Origin of the sequence: Streptomyces sp. NPDC058796, assembly GCF_042745235.1 — a bacterium.
Taxonomy (GTDB): domain Bacteria; phylum Actinomycetota; class Actinomycetes; order Streptomycetales; family Streptomycetaceae; genus Streptomyces.
Genome location: NZ_JBHYOP010000001.1, coordinates 1,073,752 through 1,091,439 on the forward strand (window position 1 = coordinate 1,073,752; position 17,688 = coordinate 1,091,439).

Sequence of the window (17,688 nt, forward strand, 5' to 3'; positions counted from 1 at the left end):
TTATGGAGTACATGAACATGTCCACAAGAGGTCTCAACCACTTCGTGACAACGCGAAGGCCCCCGGAGTGCGCGCGGGCACACTCCGGGGGCCTTCGGGAAGTTCAGAGGGTCTTCACGGGCAGGGCGGCTACTTCTTGCCGCCGTCCTTGCCCTCGTCCCCGCCACCGCTCATGGACTCGTAGATCTCCTTGCACATGGGGCAGACCGGGTACTTCTTCGGGTCGCGGCCCGGTACCCAGACCTTGCCGCACAGCGCCACGACGGGGGTGCCGTCGAGGGCGCTCGCCATGATCTTGTCCTTCTGGACGTAATGGGCGAAGCGCTCGTGGTCACCGTCACCGTGGGAGGTCTGCGGCGTCGGCTCTACGAGGGTCCCCGTACCAGTCCCGCGCTCGGGCTCGAGAGTGCTCATAACCGCCAAGGGTACTGAAGCTCACACGCTTCAGTTGAGCGACGGGTCGTCCGGGTACGTCGCCACCATGGCCAGGTCGCCGCGCTGGCGGCGCAGCACCTCGCGCCAGAGCTTCTCCGGGATCGGGCAGGACACGTCGCCGGGCTCGGACTCGACCACGTACCAGGCCCCCTCCCCCAGCTCGTCCTCCAGCTGGCCGGGGCCCCAGCCCGCGTATCCGGCGAAGATCCGCAGGGCGCCCACGGCCGACGCCAGCAGCTCCGGCGGTGCCTCCAGGTCGACCAGGCCGATCGCGCCGTGCACCCGGCGCCAGCCCAGCGGCGCCCGCTCGCCGGACGCCCCGCCGGGGACCACGGCGACGCCGAGCGCCGAGTCGAGGGAGACCGGGCCGCCCTGGAAGACGACGCCGGGCTCGCCGGCCAGATCCGCCCAGCCCTCCAGGATGTCGCCCACGTCGACCGGTGTGGGACGGTTGAGGACGACACCGAGGGAGCCCTCCTCGTCGTGGTCGAGGAGGAGCACCACCGCACGCTCGAAATTCGGGTCCGCCAGGGCGGGCGTTGCCACGAGCAGCCGCCCCGTGAGCGAGGACACCTCGGTCATGCCTGACATGATCCCGCATGTTCCCCCGTCGTGGGGAGGCAATCGGGGGCACGGGGGTGAACACGCACCCCGCGCACGCTCCACGGCCGTGACCCCCCGTGCGCGCCGGTGAACGCCACGTGTTGTGACAAATCTATGACATCGTCCGACCCTGCGCGGACTTACTGGGCTGGGGTACAAGGCGATTACCCTTTCCCTTCTGGCCCCTGCCCGAACCCCACGGAACGCGAGATTCATGACCGTCAACGGCGCTGATGACGTACTGCTTGTCCACGGCGGGACCCCGCTGGAGGGCGAGATCCGGGTCCGCGGTGCGAAGAACCTCGTGCCGAAGGCGATGGTGGCCGCCCTGCTGGGCAGTGCGCCGAGCCGGCTGCGCAACGTGCCGGACATCCGCGACGTGCGGGTCGTACGCGGGCTGCTGCAGCTGCACGGGGTGACCGTCCGCCCGGGTGAGGAGCCCGGCGAGCTGGTGCTCGACCCCTCGCACGTGGAGAGCGCGAACGTCGCCGACATCGACGCCCACGCGGGTTCGTCGCGCATCCCGATCCTGTTCTGCGGCCCGCTGCTGCACCGCCTCGGGCACGCCTTCATCCCGGGCCTGGGCGGCTGCGACATCGGCGGCCGGCCCATCGACTTCCACTTCGAGGTGCTGCGGCAGTTCGGCGCCAAGATCGAGAAGCGTGCGGACGGCCAGTACCTGGAGGCCCCGCAGCGGCTGCGCGGCACCAAGATCCGGCTGCCGTACCCGTCCGTCGGCGCCACCGAGCAGGTGCTGCTGACGGCGGTGCTCGCGGAGGGCGTCACCGAGCTGTCCAACGCGGCCGTGGAGCCGGAGATCGAGGACCTGATCTGCGTCCTGCAGAAAATGGGCGCGATCATCGCGATGGACACCGACCGCACCATCCGCATCACCGGTGTGGACGAGCTCGGCGGCTACAACCACCGCGCCCTCTCGGACCGCCTGGAGGCCGCCTCCTGGGCCTCGGCGGCGCTGGCGACCGAGGGCAACGTCTATGTCCGCGGAGCCCAGCAGCGGTCGATGATGACCTTCCTGAACACCTTCCGGAAGGTGGGCGGCGCCTTCGAGATCGAGGACGAGGGCATCCGCTTCTGGCACCCGGGCGGGCAGCTCAAGTCCATCGCCCTGGAGACGGACGTGCACCCCGGCTTCCAGACGGACTGGCAGCAGCCCCTGGTGGTCGCCCTGACGCAGGCCACGGGCCTGTCCATCGTCCACGAGACGGTCTACGAGTCCCGCCTCGGCTTCACCTCCGCGCTCAACCAGATGGGCGCCCACATCCAGCTCTACCGCGAGTGCCTGGGCGGCTCCGACTGCCGCTTCGGCCAGCGCAACTTCCTGCACTCGGCCGTCGTCTCCGGGCCGACCAAACTGGAGGGCGCCGACCTGGTCATCCCCGACCTGCGCGGCGGCTTCTCGTACCTGATCGCCGCCCTCGCGGCCCAGGGCACCTCCCGGGTCCACGGCATCGACCTGATCAACCGCGGCTACGAGAACTTCATGGAGAAGCTCGTGGAGCTGGGCGCGAAGGTGGAACTGCCGGGCAAGGCCCTGGGCTGACCTCCCCCGGACACGCCGATGGGGCGGTCACCCGGACTCGGGTGACCGCCCCATCGGCGTTGCGCTGTGCGCCCCCACAGGGGCGCGGGGAACTGCGCGACCAGCCACGACGAACCCGCAGCCGCGCACGGCCGCAGCCCGAACGAACGGCCCGCACAGTCCCCGGCACTCCAAGCGGAGCGCTTACTTGCCCTTGGCGGCTTCCTTGAGCTTCGAGCCCGCCGAGACCTTGACGCTGTAGCCGGCCGGGATCTGGATCGGCTCGCCGGTCTGCGGGTTGCGGGCGGTGCGAGCGGCACGGTGGGTGCGCTCGAAGGTCAGGAAGCCGGGGATGGTGACCTTCTCGTCGCCCTTGGAGACGATGTCGCCGACGACGTCGGCGAACGCGGCCAGCACGGCGTCGGCGTCCTTGCGGGTCACCTCGGCGCGGTCGGCCAGCGCGGCCACCAGCTCACTGCGGTTCATGTTGTTACTCCCGTGTTCTTCTTGCCGTTGAGGCGTGCCACGCGGCGGAGCCGCATGATGGGCACAGCGATGCCGATGCTGCCAGGGGCCTCGGACACTCCCCGGACCCGGGTCGGTCGTCAGACCCTCGCGCCCAGGGAGGCATCCTGCCTCCACCTGCGGCGGTAAAGCCAATCCGGCACCCCCAGGAGTCGTGAGAACACCCTTGGGAGTCACACGATGGAGAGGGCCTGAGCCTTGCGCCACCCTAGAGGGCGATCGGAGGCCCGCCATCCCGCGACGCGCCGACGGGGCGGCCCGCCGAGGTGATCCTCACCACCGCGGCACGGACCGCCCGGCTCCCCCGGAGGAGACCTACGCCACCACTCCGGCCGCCTTGGCCGCCTCGCGGACGGCGCCCGCGACGGCCCCGGCGACCTTGTCGTTGAAGACGCTCGGGATGATGTAGTTCGGGTTCAGCTCGTCCTCGGTCACCACGTCCGCCAGGGCGTGCGCGGCGGCCAGCATCATCTCGGTGTTGACCGTGCGGGACTGGGCGTCCAGCAGGCCGCGGAAGACGCCCGGGAAGACCAGCACGTTGTTGATCTGGTTCGGGAAGTCCGAGCGGCCGGTGGCCACGACCGCCGCGCTCCGGCGGGCGACGGCCGGGTCGACCTCGGGGTCCGGGTTCGCGAGCGCGAACACGATCGCGCCGTCCGCCATGGCGGCCACGTCGTCCCCGTCCAGGACGTTGGGGGCGGAGACGCCGATGAAGACGTCCGCGCCGTGCACGGCCTCCTTGAGGGTGCCGGTGAGGCCCTCGGGGTTGGTGTTGTCGGCGATCCAGCGCAGCGCCGACTCCGGTGCGGCGTCGACCAGGTCGGCGCGGCCCGCGTGCACGACACCGTGGATGTCGGCGACGACGGCGTTTTTGACGCCCGCGGCCAGCAGCAGCTTGAGGATGGCCGTACCGGCGGCGCCGGCCCCGGACATGACGACCCGCACGTTCTCGATGGGCTTGTCGACCACGCGCAGCGCGTTGGTCAGGGCGGCGAGGACGACGATGGCGGTGCCGTGCTGGTCGTCGTGGAAGACGGGGATGTCGAGGGCCTCGCGCAGGCGGGCCTCGATCTCGAAGCAGCGCGGCGCGGAGATGTCCTCCAGATTGATGCCGGCGAAGCCCGGGGCGATGGCCTTGACGATCTCGACGATCGCGTCGGTGTCCTGGGTGTCCAGGCAGATCGGCCAGGCGTCGATGCCGGCGAACCGCTTGAACAGGGCCGCCTTGCCCTCCATCACCGGCAGCGCGGCCTTCGGGCCGATGTTGCCGAGGCCGAGGACCGCGGAGCCGTCCGTCACGACCGCAACGGAGTTGCGCTTGATGGTGAGGCGGCGGGCGTCCTCGGGGTTCTCGGCGATCGCCATGCAGACGCGGGCCACGCCCGGCGTGTAGACCATGGAGAGGTCGTCACGGTTGCGGATGGGGTGCTTGGACGCCATCTCGATCTTGCCGCCGAGGTGCATGAGGAAGGTACGGTCGGAGACCTTGCCCAGGCTGACGCCCTCGATACCGCGCAGCTGCTCCACGATCTCGTCGGCGTGCGCGGTCGAGCCGGCGGCGATGGTGACGTCGATCCTGAGCTTGTCGTGGCCGGACGCCGTGACGTCGAGGCCGGTGACGGAGCCGCCGGAGGACTCGACCGCCGTGGTGAGCTGTGAGACCGCTGTTCCGCCGGCGGGCACCTCCAGCCTGACCGTCATCGAGTAGGAGACGCTGGGCGCCGTTGCCATGGCCGACTTCCTCTGCTTTCACCGTGTAACTGGGTTGTGCCGTCCGATCGTCGCACCTACCACCGAGTACGTGGTAGCCGCCCCGGATTGCGAACTTTATGTTCGCGCGCCGTGCACACCGAAGACCGTCGGTTTCGGAAAACGACTTCCACCATACGAGAAGTAGGGCGTCGAGGGAAGAGGCCACCGGAACCGGCGGAGAGGTCCGCGAAGGAACCGGCGGGACGGGAATTGCCTTGCGGGGATCGTTTGTTACCTTGGACGTGGCACCGGCTCGATCCAAGCCCCCGGGCCCAACCATCGTCGCTACGAGCGACCACTTGCCGCGAGGCGAGCATGGCGGGTCGGTGCCACCTAAACGAAGACGAGAGGCCCGCGCCGTCCGACGGCGCGGGCCTCTCGCATCTCCAGGGCCTGTCCCCAGAGCCTGTCCTCAGTCCCGCAGCAGGTCCGGCACCCCCGCCGCGTCCGGCTCGTCCCGCTCACTGGAGACGACCGTCAGCTGCTGGGTGGCCCGGGTGAGCGCGACGTACAGCACGCGCAGCCCGGCGGGCGACTCGTCGGCGATCTCGGCCGGGGAGACGACGACCGTGGCGTCGTACTCCAGGCCCTTGGCCTCCAGGCTGCCGAGCGCCACCACGCGGTCGCCGAGCCCGGCCAGCCAGCGCCGGGCCTCCTCGCGGCGGTTCATGGCGACCACGACGCCGACGGTGCCGTCGACGAGGTCCAGCAGCCGGGCCGCCTCCGCCCGGACCGTCTCCTCCAGGGCGTCCCGTACGACCGCGAAGCGCGGTTCCACGCCCGTCGAGCGGACGGCCGCCGGGGAGGCCGAGCCCGGCATGGCGAGGGCCAGCACCTTCGCCGCCAGCTCGGCGATCTCGGCCGGGTTGCGGTAGTTCACGGTCAGCTCGAAGCGGCGCCGCGGGCGGGTGCCCAGGGCCTCGTCGCGGGCCTGCGCGGCCTCGTCGGGGTCGGACCAGGACGACTGGGCCGGGTCACCGACGACCGTCCAGGTGGCGTGCCGGCCGCGGCGGCCGACCATGCGCCACTGCATGGGCGTGAGGTCCTGGGCCTCGTCCACGATGACGTGCGCGTACTCGGTGCGCTCCTGCGCGAGGCGCTCGGCGCGCTCCCGCTGGGTCTCCTCGCGCTGCGGCATCAGCTCCTCCAGGCCGGTGAGCTGGTCCAGCGGGTCCAGCTCGCGCCGCTTGCGGGGGCGGGCCGGGGCGCCGAGGACCGCCTGGAGCTCGTCGAGCAGGGCGATGTCGTGCACGGAGTACCCCTCGCGCCGCAGCGACCGGGCCACCTTGCGGACCTCGCCCGGGTTCAGCACGCGCCGCGACCAGCGGCCCAGCTGCCGCTCGTCCGCCATCGCCGTCAGCACGGCGGCCGGGGTCAGCTCGGGCCACCAGGCGTCGAGGAAGGCGAGGAAGGAGTCCTCGGAGCTGACGTCCTCGTCGAAGGAGGACCGCAGCTCGGCGGCGAGCTCCGGGTCGGTGTGCCGGGCAGCGGCGCCGGACTTGGCCCACAGCGCGTCCAGCAGCAGCCTGCGGGCGCGGGGACGCAGCAGGTTGACGGGCGCGGTGCCGCCCAGCACGGTGCGGCGGATGCCGGCCAGCTCCTCGGCCTCCAGTTCGAGGCGGCGGCCGAAGGCGACGACCCGCAGCAGCGTCGGCGACCCCTCCGGCTCCAGCGCGCCGCGCGCGGCCCGGCGCAGCACCTTCAGCATGCGCGAGGAGCCCTTGGCGCGGGCGGTGGCCGGCGAGTCGTACAGGGTGGCCTCGGCGCCGTCGACCAGGGAGCCGATGGCGCGGATGGCGACCTGGCCCTCCTCGCCGAGGGAGGGCAGGACGCCCTCGGTGTACGCCACCAGCAGCGGGGTCGGCGAGACGATGAGGATGCCGCCGGCGTAGCGGCGCCGGTCCTGGTAGAGCAGGTAGGCGGCGCGGTGCAGGGCGACGGCGGTCTTGCCGGTGCCGGGGCCGCCCTCCACGTAGGTCACGGAGGCGGCGGGGGCGCGGATGACCAGGTCCTGCTCGGCCTGGATCGAGGCGACGATGTCCCGCATGGAGTGGGTGCGGGCCTGGCCGAGGGCGGCCATCAGGGCACCGTCGCCGACGACGGCAAGCTCCTCTCCGTCCAGGCTGGCCCGGACCTCGGGCCGCATGAGGTCGTCCTCGACGCCGAGGACGCGCCGGCCCTTGGAGCGGATCACCCGGCGCCGCACGACCCGGCCCGGGTCGACCGGCGTGGACCGGTAGAAGGGGGCCGCGGCGGGCGCCCGCCAGTCGATGACCAGCGGGGCGTAGTCCTCGTCCAGGACGCCGATGCGGCCGATGTGCAGGGTCTCGGCGATGTCGGCGGTGCTGTCGGGTCGCAGCGCTCCCTCGGCGGGCTCGACGGCGGTGTAGGCGCCGTCGGGGCCCTTCTTGCCGTCCTTGCCGAGGAGCAGGTCGATGCGGCCGAAGAGGAAGTCCTCGAACTCGTTGTTCAGGCGGCTGAGGTGGACGCCGGCCCGGAAGACCTGCGCGTCGCGCTCGGCCAGCGCGCCGGGCGTGCCTACCTGGCCGCGCTGCGCGGCGTCGTTCATGAGGAACTCGGCCTCGTGGATCTTCTCCTCGAGGCGGCGGTACACCCGGTCCAGGTGTGCTTGTTCCACGCTGATCTCTCGGTCCCGTACGGAGTCCTCCCGTACGGAGTCGTGCACCGAGTCGACCGCTGAGTCCTGTTGCGCCTGTGCGGCCACCGGGCCCCCTTCTGACGTGCTGGGCAGCCGTCAAAGGTACGCGAAGGGGGCGCCGGAAGCCACGGCGCGGGGGCGACGGGGCCTCGGCCACGTCACCGCCCACGCCCCGACGGCCGGTCCGGCGCGTGACGCCGTCCGAGCCGCCGGCCAGGTTTACGCGTCCACCTCCACCAGCCGCTCGCCGTCGAAGGTCATGACCTCGAAGTGGTCGATCTGGTTGGGTGCGAAGGCGGCGCCGCCGTGTACGTAGAGCGGCTTCTTCGCCTTGTCGGTGGTGGCGTCCGGGATTCCGTAGCCCCAGTCCGGGACCGTCCAGGAGCTGAGCGTCTCGCGCTCGCCGTTCTTGCCGACGGCGATCAGGGAGCACTTCTGGGGGCCCTTGACGTTCTTCAGCTCCAGGACCGCCTCGGTGCCCCAGGCCTTCTTCTCCAGGGCGACGGTCGCGCTGACCCGGGTGGCGGGGTCGGTGGCGGTGACCCGGTCGGGCATCTCGGCGAAGGCCGACTCGGCGGGGCTGCCGGCCTGCCGCGTCGCCTCGGTCTTCTTCCCGCCGCCGTCGTCACCGCCGTCGCCGCCCGTGGTCGCCACGGCGGCGAACGGGCCGCCGATGATCAGCGCGGCGGCGGTGCCCACCAGGTAGAAGTTGCGGCGCCGCCTGCCCGCCCGGCGCTCGGCGACCTCGTCGACGAGCTTCTCCGCGAGCCGCGGGCTCGGCTTCGCCGTCAGCGACTCGGCGATCGCGGGCGTGCCGGTGCCCGGGAGGTCGGCGAGGGCGGCCATCATGGGCTCCATGCCGGCCAGCTCGTCGAGCTGCTGGGCGCACCACTCGCAGCCGGCGAGGTGTGCCTCGAAGGCGGTGGCCTCCGCGTCGTCGAGGATGCCGAGGGCGTAGGCGCCGACGGTCTCGTGCTCGTTCGGCGCCGGTGATCCCTGCATGGGGACAGAATTACCCGTATCGCCCGGGCCGAATCCCCCGCCGAATCCCTGAACTCCCCCGTACCCGCTCATCACGCCGTCACCCCCCGCTCCTCCAGAGCCAGCTTCATCGAACGCAGGGCGTAGAACACCCGGGAGCGAACGGTGCCGCTGGGTATGCCCAGTGTCTGCGCCGCCTCATTGACGGTACGCCCCTTGAAGTACGTCTCGACGAGGACCTCCCGGTGAGCCGGGGTCAGGTCGTCGAGCGCGTCCGACAGCGTCATCAGCCACAGCGCCTTGTCGATCTCGTCCTCCGCGGGGATGACCTCCAGCGGCGACGGATCGACCTCCTGCGGCCGGGCCTGCCGGCTGCGGTGGCCGTCGATGACGATGCGCCGGGCGACCGTCACCAGCCAGGGGCGTACCGATCCGGTCGCACGGTTGAGCTGACCGGCGTTCTTCCAGGCACGGATGAGCGTCTCCTGGACGACGTCCTCGGCGCGCTGCCGGTCCCCCGCGACCAGCCGCAGCACGTACGCCAGCAAGGGGCCCGCGTGCTCCCGGTACAGGGCGCGCATCAGCTCCTCGTCGGGTTCCGAGGACGACTGGGACATGCGATGTCGGGCCCTCGCACCTCGATCATTGGCCACGACGGAATCCTTGCGCACGCCCACCTCCGATGTCCGGGGGTTCCCCCAGTCGGTCGCTCGCCCATCCGGTACGGACGCGGGGTGCGGGGTGTTCAAAGCGGGCCGACAGTTTTCCCGGGAGGGCCGTACCGAACGGGACGCAGCCGGACTTACCGGGCGAGGGCGGCGCGCCTGCGGTGCCGGGCGACGCGTTCGCGGTTGCCGCAGACCTCGCTGGAGCACCAGCGCCGGCGGCGACCGCGGGAGGTGTCGACGTACACGATGGGGCAGTTGTCGCCCTCGCACTGCCTGAGGCTCGCCCGCGCGACGGGGTCGGTGAGCAGCTCCACGGCGTCCCGGGCGAGGGCGCCGAGCAGTGCCGCGCACTCCGGCGGCCCGGTCAGCACCCGTACCAGCGCCCCGTCTTCACCGTGCACCGCGCGCGGGGCGGGGGGCGCGGCGACGGCGAGGGCGTTGACGCGGGCCAGCGCGTGGTCGTACGGGGGTACGCCGGGGCCCGGCCGGGCGCGGACCAACCGAGCGGTCTGGCAGCGCAGTTCGCGGAAGCCTGTGAGCCAGGAGGCGTCGGCGTGGCTCAGCGGTGTGCCGGGCGGGACGAGTCCGGACCCGGTGATCCAGGCGCCGAGCGCCGCGACGGAGACGAGGCGTTCGGCGGGGTGGGTGGTGGCGACGAGGTCCAGGCAGATCCGCCCGGTGTCGAACCGCAGCTCGTACGGGCCGGTGGCCGTACCCAGTGCCATGTTCCTGTCACCGCCTAGGTTGCCCGGTGGGGCGGGCCGGAGAGGGGAGCAGGGAAACCGCTCCCTCTACAGTGCCTGCCCGTTCCCGCGCCCGGAACCCCTCCTGCCGCCCTCGGCCGGCCGCCCGCTCCTCAGGACCGGATCAGGCACCTCACCCGTCCGAGTACTTGGCGTCGGCCGCCGGGTCCAGCGCGAGGCGGTAGCCGCGTTTCACCACCGTCTGGATCAGTTCGGGGGTGCCGAGGGACGTGCGCAGGCGGGCCATCGCCGTCTCGACGGCGTGTTCGTCGCGGCCGGTGCCCGGCAGGGCGCGCAGGAGTTCCGCGCGGGGGACGACCCAGCCGGGCTTGCGGGACAGGGCCCGCAGCAGGGACATCCCGGCGGGCGGCACGGCCCTCAACTCGTCGTCGACCAGCACCGCGTGGCCCCGGATCTCCAGCCGGTGACCGGCGGCCGGCAGCACGCGGGCGCGGGCCGGCAGTTCCCGGCAGAGGAGCTGGACGAGGGGGCCGAGGCGGAAGCGTTCGGGCTGGACCGTGTCGACACCGTGCGCCTGGAGGGGCACGGCGGTGACCGGGCCGACGCAGGCCGGCAGCACGTCGCGGCCGAGCGCGGCGAGCAGCCCGGACAGCAGCCCCCGCTCCTCGGCGCGGGCCAGGAGCGACGCGGCGGCGGGCGCGCTGGTGAAGGTCACGGCGTCCACGCCCCGCGCGAGGGCGGCGTCCAGCAGCCGGTCCACGGGGCCGAGGTCCTCCGGCGGCAGCCACCGGTAGACGGGCACGCCCACCACCTCGGCGCCGCCCGCCCGCAGCGCCTCCACGAACCCGGGCAGCGGCTCGCCGTGCAGCTGTACGGCGATCCGGCGGCCGTCGACGCCCTGCTCCAGGAGCCGGTCCAGCACCTCGGCCATGGACTCGGAGGCCGGTGACCACTCCTCCGTCAGGCCCGCGGCCCGGACCGCGCCCTTGACCTTGGGGCCGCGCGCGAGCAGCTCCACGGTGCGCAGCCGTTCCAGCAGCGCGTCACCGAGCCCCCACCCGTCGGCGGCCTCGACCCATCCCCGGAAGCCGATGGCGGTGGTGGCCACGACGACGTCCGGGGCCCGGTCGACGATCTGCTCCGTCGCGGCCAGCAGCTCGCTGTCGTCGGCCAGCGGCACGATCCGGAGCGCCGGTGCGTGCAGGACGGCGGCACCGCGCCGCTCCAGCAGCGCGCCCAGTTCGTCGGCCCGCCGGGCGGCGGTCACGCCCACCGTGAATCCGGCCAGGGGGCCGTGGTCAGGCCGCTGCTGTTCGTCGTCCATGGCTCGCCGCGCTCCGATCGTTCACCACCACGCTCACACCCACGTGCGTGCGTACTCACGTGCCGACCGAGCCTGTCAACGTCGCGTGACGGGCTCGGTTCGGCCTCATGTCACCAGTGTTACGTCACACCCGGGCGTAACCGAGCCGGTCCGCCGTCTCCTGCGGGCCACCGGGGCCGTCCGGCGTCCGTGCGGCGGGGCGGCGGAGGTATACCGCCCACGTGACGGCGAAGCAGACGGCGTAGTAGGCGAGGAAGGCGACGAAGGCGCCGGTGCCCGAGCCGACGGAGAGGAAGGACTGCCGGAAGGCGAGGTTGATGGCGACTCCGCCGAGGGCCCCGACCGCGCCGATCAGCCCCATGGAGGCGCCGGACAGCCGCCGCCCGTACGCCACGGCTTCCTCGCCGGTCAGCCCCTTGGCGAGCGCCTGGTTCTGGAAGATCCCCGGAATCATCTTGAACGTCGACCCGTTGCCGAGCCCGCTGAGCACGAACAGCACCACGAACACGGGGACGAACAGCACGAGCGACTCCGCCACGGCCGCCGCCACGAGTACGGCGGTGGCGGCGGCCATGGCGACGAAGTTCCACAGCGTGATCCGCGCGCCGCCGTACCGGTCGGCGAGCCTGCCGCCCAGCGGGCGGATCAGGGAGCCGAGCAGCGGACCGATGAAGGTGAGGTAGGCGGCCTGCAGCGGGGTCCGCCCGAACTGGGTCGTCAGCACCTGCCCGAAGGCGAAGCTGTAGCCGATGAACGAACCGAACGTGCCGACGTACAGCACGGCCATGATCCAGGTGTGGCGGTCCCGGGCGGCGCCCTTGGCGGCCCCGGTGTCGTTCTTCACGGAGGCGAGGTTGTCCATGAAGCAGGCGGCGAGGACGGCGGCCACGAGGACCAGCGGGATGTAGGCCCCGAGCAGCACCCGCGGCCCGCCGCCCGCCCCAATGATCGCGAGGGCGGCCAGCTGGATGACCGGCACGCCGATGTTGCCGCCGCCGGCGTTGAGGCCGAGCGCCCAGCCCTTCCTCCTGAGCGGGAAGAAGGCGTTGATGTTGGTCATGGAGGAGGCGAAGTTGCCCCCGCCGATGCCGGCCAGCAGGCCGACCAGGAGGAAGGTCGAGAAGGACGTCCCCGGCTCCATCACCACGAAGGCGGCGACGGTCGGCACGAGCAGCAGCCCGGCGGACACGACCGTCCAGTTCCGCCCGCCGAAGACCGCGACCGCGAAGGTGTACGGCACCCGCACCACCGCGCCCACCAGCGTCACCACGGACGTCAGCAGGAACTTGTCGGCCGGTGTCAGCCCGTACTCCGGGCCCATGAAGAGCACCAGCACCGACCACAGCGTCCAGACCGAGAACCCGATGTGCTCGGAGAGGACGGAGAAGAACAGGTTCCGCCGGGCGACCCGCTCCCCCGTCTGCTTCCAGAAGGTCTCGTCCTCCGGATCCCAGTGCTGGATCCAGCGGCCGCCAGGGACTGTCATGACGCCTCCACGGTGCTCCACGGCTCGATCACACCGAAGGTAGGGAGGACGCGTTTCGGGCCTGTGGGGCTGCGGGTGACCGGAAGGGAACGTCGGTCTCACTCGGCGCGAGTGCGGGGTGAGAGCTTCGCGGCCGGCCCCGCGCGGCGGCCCTCGGCCCCCGCGCGGGTGCGCGCCGTCGTGAGACCGCCGACGCCCTTCGGCGTGCCGCGCGTGCCGCGCGGGCCGGGCTCTCCCGCCGGCGGGGCGTCGGGGTCCACCCCGGCCTCCGTCACCGGCGCCGGGCGGTCCCGGCGTCGGTGGCGCGCTTCGCGCCGTTCGGCCACAGCCGGGGCTTCCGCTTCGCCGCCAGGTCCTCGACCCAGCCGACCGCCAGGACCATCAGGCCGATGAGCGGCCAGACCAGGGCGAACATCCAGATCGTGTACGCCCCGTCGAGGGCGCCGACCGCGCGCTCGCTCTGCATGAAGGGGAGCCGGTAGGCGAGGTCGATGATCGGGACGGTCGCCATGATCAGCAGGTTGTGCCACAGGTAGATGGTGACCGCGCGGTTGTTGGACAGGGTCACCAGCTTGTCCCACCTGGCCAGCCGGCCGGGCAGTTCCCGCCAGGACGGCGAGTACTGGAGCAGGATCACCACGAAGCCGAACGACCAGGTCGCCTGGGCCAGCGGGATGTCGTTGAGGTCCCAGCCGTCGGGACCGAGGTGGTTCGAGGCCCACCACAGGCCGAAGGCCATCACCAGGGCGGCGCAGGACACCGACACGTACCGCGGGATCTGCTTCAGCAGACCCTCGTGGTGGGCGAAGCCCAGGACCCAGCAGCCGCCGTAGACGGCGAAGTCGGTGACCGCGTTGCCGGTCTCGCCGGGGATCTTCACCAGGCCGGTGCCGACGATCGCGGTCAGGCCCAGCGGCGCGAGCAGGGTCGGCCACGGCGCCTTGCGGAACAGCCACAGCAGCAGCGGCGAGGCGATGACGAACCAGAGGTAGGCGCGCAGGTACCACAGCGGACCCGCGGCCTGCACCGCCCACGTGTCCTCCAGCAGGCCGGACTGGGAGCCGACGTGCCAGGGGTAGGGCGGGGCGCCGATCGGGACGATGTAGTTGAACAGCGAGACAAGGCCCCAGGTGTCGCCGTGGTCCGGGTCCTTCGCCGGGTTCCAGCCGTTGAGGAACAGCATCGCCAGCACGACCGCGGCGAAGGCCCACATCGGCGGCAGCAGCCGGCGCACCCGCCCGCGGATCACGCTCAGCGCCGGACGCTTCAGCGACCGGGCCATCAACGAGCCCGCCAGCGCGAACATCACGCCCATCGACGGGAAGACCACCGACAGCCAGGCCCAGCCGAACAGGTGGTAGACGACGACGCGGACCAGCGCGATGGAACGCAGCAGGTCGAGGTACCGGTCGCGGCCCGGCTTCCCGGTGGCGGGGGCGGGCGGGGGCGCGGCGTCCGGTGCGGGCTCCGTCGTGCGCTGCCGCGGGACGGCGTACGGCGTCGCCGCGGCCATGGCCGTGTCCGGCTCCGGGGCGTGGGGCGGGCCGTACGGCTCCGGGCCCGTGCCGGTCGGGCCGGCCGTGTATCCGTGGGTCATGCCACGGGCCTCCGATCGTCGCCGCTCTGCGAGCGCTGCCGCGGCACGGAGCCGCCGGGCGCGCCGACGACGCCGGTGCGCCGGAGCTTCTGCCAGCGCAGGCGGCCGCCGGTGAGCGCGGTGATCCAGGACTGGAGCAGCACGACGTACATGAGCTGGCGGTAGAGGATCTGCTGCAGCGGCAGCGAGATCAGATGGGTCATGCGTTCGCGGTCGAGCCGGAAGGCGTACGCCGCGCAGACGGCCTGGATGGCCAGGACGCCCAGCCACGCCACGATCGTCTTCTCGGTCGGGCCGAAGACGATGCCGTAGAGCAGGAAGACGTCGATCAGCGGCGCGAGCAGCGGCGCCAGGACCATGAACAGGGAGACGAAGGGCAGGCCGACGCGGCCGAAGCGGCCCGAGGGGCCCTTCTCGATCACCGCGCGGCGGTGCTTCCAGATCGCCTGCATGGTGCCGTACGACCAGCGGTAGCGCTGGGACCACAGCTGCTGCACGGTCTCCGGGGCCTCGGTCCAGGCGCGGGCGTTCTCGGCGTAGACCACGCGCCAGCCGGCGCGGTGCAGCGCCATGGTGACGTCGGTGTCCTCGGCGAGGGTGTCGTCGCTCATGCCGCCGATGGGTTCGAGGGCGGAGCGGCGGAAGGCGCCGACGGCGCCGGGGATGGTCGGCATGCAGCGCAGCACGTCGTACATGCGGCGGTCGAGGTTGAAGCCCATCACGTACTCGATGTGCTGCCAGGCGCCGATGAGGCTGTCCTTGTTGCCGACCTTCGCGTTGCCGGCCACGGCGCCGACCTTCGGGTCGCCGAAGGGCTGGACGAGTTCGCGGACCGTGGACGGTTCGAAGACCGTGTCGCCGTCCATCATGACGACGATGTCGTACCGGGCGTTGGCCAGACCCCGGTTGAGGGCGGCCGGCTTGCCCGCGTTGAGCTGGCGGATCACCCGCACGTTGGGCAGGCCCATCGCCTCGACGATGCGGGCCGTGCCGTCGCTGGAGCCGTCGTCGATGACGATGACCTCGACCGGGTGGTCGCTGGACATCAGGGAGTTGACGGTGTTCTCGATGCACTTGGCCTCGTTGTACGCCGGGACCAGCACCGTCACCGGTTCGGTCACCGGCGGGCCCCAGCGGAAGCCCTTGCGGCGCACCCGGCGGGCGTGGATGCCGGAGAGCACCAGCATCAGCACGAACCGGCCGATGACCAGGGTGCCGATGACCGCCAGGCCCGCCACCAGGCCGTCGGTGATCTTCTCCGACGCCTGGACCAGGAAGACCCAGGCCTTGCCCTTCCACAGCTCGGCGCCGGTCACCGGGGTCATGGCGCTGGGCGCGTCCAGGGCCTCGGTGAGGTTGTCGAACTCGTAGCCCTTCTTCTGCAGGTCGGGCAGGAACCTGTCGAGCGCGGCGACGGTCTGGCTGCGGTCGCCGCCGGAGTCGTGCATGAGGACGATGGCGCCCTCGCCGTTCTTCGGCGTGGCGCGGCGGATGATCTCGTCGACGCCGGGCCGCTGCCAGTCCTCGCTGTCGGTGTTGTTGACGACGGTGATGTAGCCGCGGCTGCCGATGTACTCGGTGACCGGCCAGGACTTGTTGTCCATGGCGTCGGCGAAGGAGGAGTACGGCGGGCGGAAGAGCGAGGTGCGGACGCCGGCCGCGCCGGTGATCGCCAGCTGGTTCTGCGACAGCTCCCAGTCGATGCGCTTCTTGGACTGGAAGGAGAGGTCCGGGTGGTTGAAGGTGTGCAGGCCCACCTCGTGGCCCTCGTCGACCATCCGCTGGACCAGGTCCGGGTAGCGGGAGGCCATGGTGCCGGTGACGAAGAAGACGGCGTGCGCGTCGTGCTTCTTCAGCACGTCCAGCACCTTCGGAGTCCAGGTGGGGTCCGGGCCGTCGTCGAAGGTGAGGACCAGACGGTGGTCCGGCACGCTCAGGCTCTCGGTGCGGCCGCCGCGGGCGTCGATGACCGGGCCGCCCTCGAGGATCTTCTCCGGCACCTGGTCGGTGGCGGCGGGCGGCTGGACGCGGTGGTCGGCGAGGATCTCGCTGTGCACGTATCCGCGCAGCATGAGCATCGCCGACAGGGCGACCAGGACGAGCAGCGGAAGCAGCAGGCGCAGGGGCAGGCGGCGGCGCCGGGTGCCCTCACGGGCGCTGCGCGCGGCCCCGTGACGGCGGTTGCGGGATGCCATCAGAGGGTGTTCTCCGGGGACAGGGAAGAGGACGTGCGGGTGATGTCCGGACCGGCCGGTCCGGCGGCGGAGAGGGGATCGCTCGCGCCGTTGGCGGTGGTGTCGCCGTCGCCGCCCGGGTCGGTGCCCGTGGTGGGGTCGGTGGTGGGGTCAGTCGGGTCGCCCGTGGGCTCGCCGCCGCCCGCCGGGGTCGACGGGCCGGTGGAGGCGGGGGGCGGTTCCTGACTCGACTGCGACGGGTCCGGACGGGTCGCGCCGTCGTCGCCGCCCGGTTCGGTGCCGGTCGAGGTCTGGGAGGGGTCGGGGTCGGCGCTGGTGCCGGGCTGCCGCGCGCTGCCGGACATGCCCGGCACGGGCGCGTCGGCGCCCGGTGCGGTGGTCACGCCGGTACCGGCCGAGGGGCTGGTCTGCGGGCCGGTACCGGCGGTGGCGGAGGGCCGCGCCGACTGGGAGGGCAGCGGGGTGGTGTCGACCTGACCGGCCGGCTTGCCCTCCTGCTGGCCGTCCACGGGGAGCCAGGGCGCGTTGGAGTTGCCGGACAGCAGCGTGGAGACGATGACGACGGCGTAGACCGCGCAGGCCACGCCGACGGCGATGCCGAGCCGGCGATAGAGGCGGCTGCGGCGGCCGGACGCGTCGACGAAGACCGGCCCGTCGGAGCCCTCGGCGCCGCTCTTGCCGCGCTGCGGGCCGTCGGCCCGGCGCAGCACGCCGTCACCGAGCTGTACGGCGTCGAGCTGGACCGTCACCTCGTGCGGGTCGTGGGTGTGGTCGGCGCCCGCATCGACGTCCGGGGAGTCCTGCCACGGATCGCGGAGGGCGGCCGCGGGGAACGCTCGGGTCGGGGACGCCGGGGCGACCGGGGGCAGGACGTCGGTCCTGGCGTCGTCCGGATTGACGGCGCCCCGGGTCGGCTCGGCACGCTCCGGGGCGCCGCCGCCCGGAACCCAGCGGTTCGGGTTCGCACTGTCGAGGTCCGCGCCGACCGGGTACGCGCGGCCGGGGTGCGCACCACCGACCGGGTCCGCGCCGTCGGAGTCCGCCCCGGCGCGGTTCACGCCGTCCGGCCGCTTCACGGCCGCGGTCGCCCCACCAGGGGCCGTCCGGACCGCACCGGCACCACCCGGGTGCGCGACGGTCGGGTCGGCCTCGTCCGGGTTCGTCCGGGGCGGGTTCGCGCGGTCCGGTTTCGCCGGGTCCGGTGCGGAACCGGTCTGGT

14 protein-coding genes are annotated in these 17,688 nt (G+C 72.5%); 1 reads left to right on the forward strand and 13 read right to left on the reverse strand.

What is annotated here, in order from left to right; all coding sequences use genetic code 11:
- Positions 1-129 precede the first annotated feature (129 nt).
- Both ACFW47_RS04830 and ACFW47_RS04835 read right to left on the reverse strand, forming a co-directional pair.
- On the reverse strand, positions 130-414 hold the full coding sequence (locus ACFW47_RS04830) for a DUF3039 domain-containing protein (protein WP_073723657.1): 285 nt from the start codon (positions 412-414) through the stop codon (positions 130-132).
- A gap of 30 nt (positions 415-444) precedes the next feature.
- Positions 445-1,017: a YqgE/AlgH family protein gene (locus ACFW47_RS04835; RefSeq protein WP_386288949.1), complete on the reverse strand. Its 573-nt coding sequence runs from the start codon at positions 1,015-1,017 to the stop codon at positions 445-447.
- Between the two features lie 235 nt (positions 1,018-1,252).
- Between ACFW47_RS04835 and murA the strand changes: the two genes are divergently transcribed.
- Complete coding sequence (murA, locus tag ACFW47_RS04840; RefSeq protein ID WP_386288951.1) at positions 1,253-2,599, forward strand: UDP-N-acetylglucosamine 1-carboxyvinyltransferase; 1,347 nt, start codon at positions 1,253-1,255, stop codon at positions 2,597-2,599.
- 183 nt (positions 2,600-2,782) lie between these two features.
- On the opposite strand, the gene ACFW47_RS04845 is transcribed toward murA, so the two are convergent.
- The 11 genes from ACFW47_RS04845 to ACFW47_RS04895 form a co-directional block, all read right to left on the reverse strand.
- A complete protein-coding gene (locus ACFW47_RS04845) occupies positions 2,783-3,064 on the reverse strand; it encodes an HU family DNA-binding protein (RefSeq protein WP_003990598.1) in 282 nt (93 codons plus the stop codon).
- A gap of 354 nt (positions 3,065-3,418) precedes the next feature.
- Complete coding sequence (locus ACFW47_RS04850) at positions 3,419-4,834, reverse strand: NAD-dependent malic enzyme (RefSeq protein ID WP_386288955.1); 1,416 nt, start codon at positions 4,832-4,834, stop codon at positions 3,419-3,421.
- Between the two features lie 433 nt (positions 4,835-5,267).
- Positions 5,268-7,580 carry a HelD family protein gene (locus ACFW47_RS04855; protein WP_386304782.1) on the reverse strand — a complete coding sequence of 771 codons (2,313 nt, stop codon included), beginning with the start codon at positions 7,578-7,580 and terminating at the stop codon, positions 5,268-5,270.
- Between the two features lie 153 nt (positions 7,581-7,733).
- Positions 7,734-8,516: a zf-HC2 domain-containing protein gene (locus ACFW47_RS04860; RefSeq protein ID WP_386288958.1), complete on the reverse strand. Its 783-nt coding sequence runs from the start codon at positions 8,514-8,516 to the stop codon at positions 7,734-7,736.
- Positions 8,517-8,587: 71 nt separating this feature from the next.
- Positions 8,588-9,112, reverse strand: a complete 525-nt coding sequence (locus tag ACFW47_RS04865) for a sigma-70 family RNA polymerase sigma factor (RefSeq protein ID WP_007450155.1) — start codon at positions 9,110-9,112, stop codon at positions 8,588-8,590.
- A 185-nt stretch (positions 9,113-9,297) separates the two neighbouring features.
- A complete protein-coding gene (locus ACFW47_RS04870; RefSeq protein ID WP_386304784.1) occupies positions 9,298-9,888 on the reverse strand; it encodes a CGNR zinc finger domain-containing protein in 591 nt (196 codons plus the stop codon).
- A gap of 151 nt (positions 9,889-10,039) precedes the next feature.
- Positions 10,040-11,191, reverse strand: coding sequence for a uroporphyrinogen-III synthase (locus tag ACFW47_RS04875; RefSeq protein ID WP_386288962.1), 1,152 nt, complete (start codon positions 11,189-11,191; stop codon positions 10,040-10,042).
- Between the two features lie 124 nt (positions 11,192-11,315).
- The gene (locus ACFW47_RS04880; RefSeq protein WP_386304785.1) at positions 11,316-12,677 is read right to left on the reverse strand and encodes a nitrate/nitrite transporter; all 1,362 of its coding nucleotides are present in this window, start codon (positions 12,675-12,677) and stop codon (positions 11,316-11,318) included.
- Positions 12,678-12,948: 271 nt separating this feature from the next.
- Positions 12,949-14,274, reverse strand: a complete 1,326-nt coding sequence (locus ACFW47_RS04885; RefSeq protein ID WP_386288966.1) for an acyltransferase — start codon at positions 14,272-14,274, stop codon at positions 12,949-12,951.
- Positions 14,271-16,469, reverse strand: coding sequence for a polysaccharide deacetylase family protein (locus ACFW47_RS04890; RefSeq protein WP_386288968.1), 2,199 nt, complete (start codon positions 16,467-16,469; stop codon positions 14,271-14,273). Before ACFW47_RS04890 ends, ACFW47_RS04885 begins: the two co-directional genes overlap by 4 nt.
- On the reverse strand, positions 16,469-17,545 hold the full coding sequence (locus ACFW47_RS04895) for a hypothetical protein (protein ID WP_386304786.1): 1,077 nt from the start codon (positions 17,543-17,545) through the stop codon (positions 16,469-16,471). Before ACFW47_RS04895 ends, ACFW47_RS04890 begins: the two co-directional genes overlap by 1 nt.
- Between the last annotated feature and the right edge of the window lie 143 nt (positions 17,546-17,688).

What these genes read in the sequence shown, in the direction of transcription:
- ACFW47_RS04830 (WP_073723657.1), bottom strand. Translation starts at nt 414, where the DNA reads ATGAGCACTCTCGAGCCCGAGCGCGGGACTGGTACGGGGACCCTCGTA.
- ACFW47_RS04835 (WP_386288949.1), bottom strand. Translation starts at nt 1,017, where the DNA reads ATGACCGAGGTGTCCTCGCTCACGGGGCGGCTGCTCGTGGCAACGCCC.
- murA (WP_386288951.1), top strand. Translation starts at nt 1,253, where the DNA reads ATGACCGTCAACGGCGCTGATGACGTACTGCTTGTCCACGGCGGGACC.
- ACFW47_RS04845 (WP_003990598.1), bottom strand. Translation starts at nt 3,064, where the DNA reads ATGAACCGCAGTGAGCTGGTGGCCGCGCTGGCCGACCGCGCCGAGGTG.
- ACFW47_RS04850 (WP_386288955.1), bottom strand. Translation starts at nt 4,834, where the DNA reads ATGGCAACGGCGCCCAGCGTCTCCTACTCGATGACGGTCAGGCTGGAG.
- ACFW47_RS04860 (WP_386288958.1), bottom strand. Translation starts at nt 8,516, where the DNA reads ATGCAGGGATCACCGGCGCCGAACGAGCACGAGACCGTCGGCGCCTAC.
- ACFW47_RS04865 (WP_007450155.1), bottom strand. Translation starts at nt 9,112, where the DNA reads ATGTCCCAGTCGTCCTCGGAACCCGACGAGGAGCTGATGCGCGCCCTG.
- ACFW47_RS04870 (WP_386304784.1), bottom strand. Translation starts at nt 9,888, where the DNA reads ATGGCACTGGGTACGGCCACCGGCCCGTACGAGCTGCGGTTCGACACC.
- ACFW47_RS04875 (WP_386288962.1), bottom strand. Translation starts at nt 11,191, where the DNA reads ATGGACGACGAACAGCAGCGGCCTGACCACGGCCCCCTGGCCGGATTC.
- ACFW47_RS04880 (WP_386304785.1), bottom strand. Translation starts at nt 12,677, where the DNA reads ATGACAGTCCCTGGCGGCCGCTGGATCCAGCACTGGGATCCGGAGGAC.
- ACFW47_RS04885 (WP_386288966.1), bottom strand. Translation starts at nt 14,274, where the DNA reads ATGACCCACGGATACACGGCCGGCCCGACCGGCACGGGCCCGGAGCCG.
- ACFW47_RS04890 (WP_386288968.1), bottom strand. Translation starts at nt 16,469, where the DNA reads ATGGCATCCCGCAACCGCCGTCACGGGGCCGCGCGCAGCGCCCGTGAG.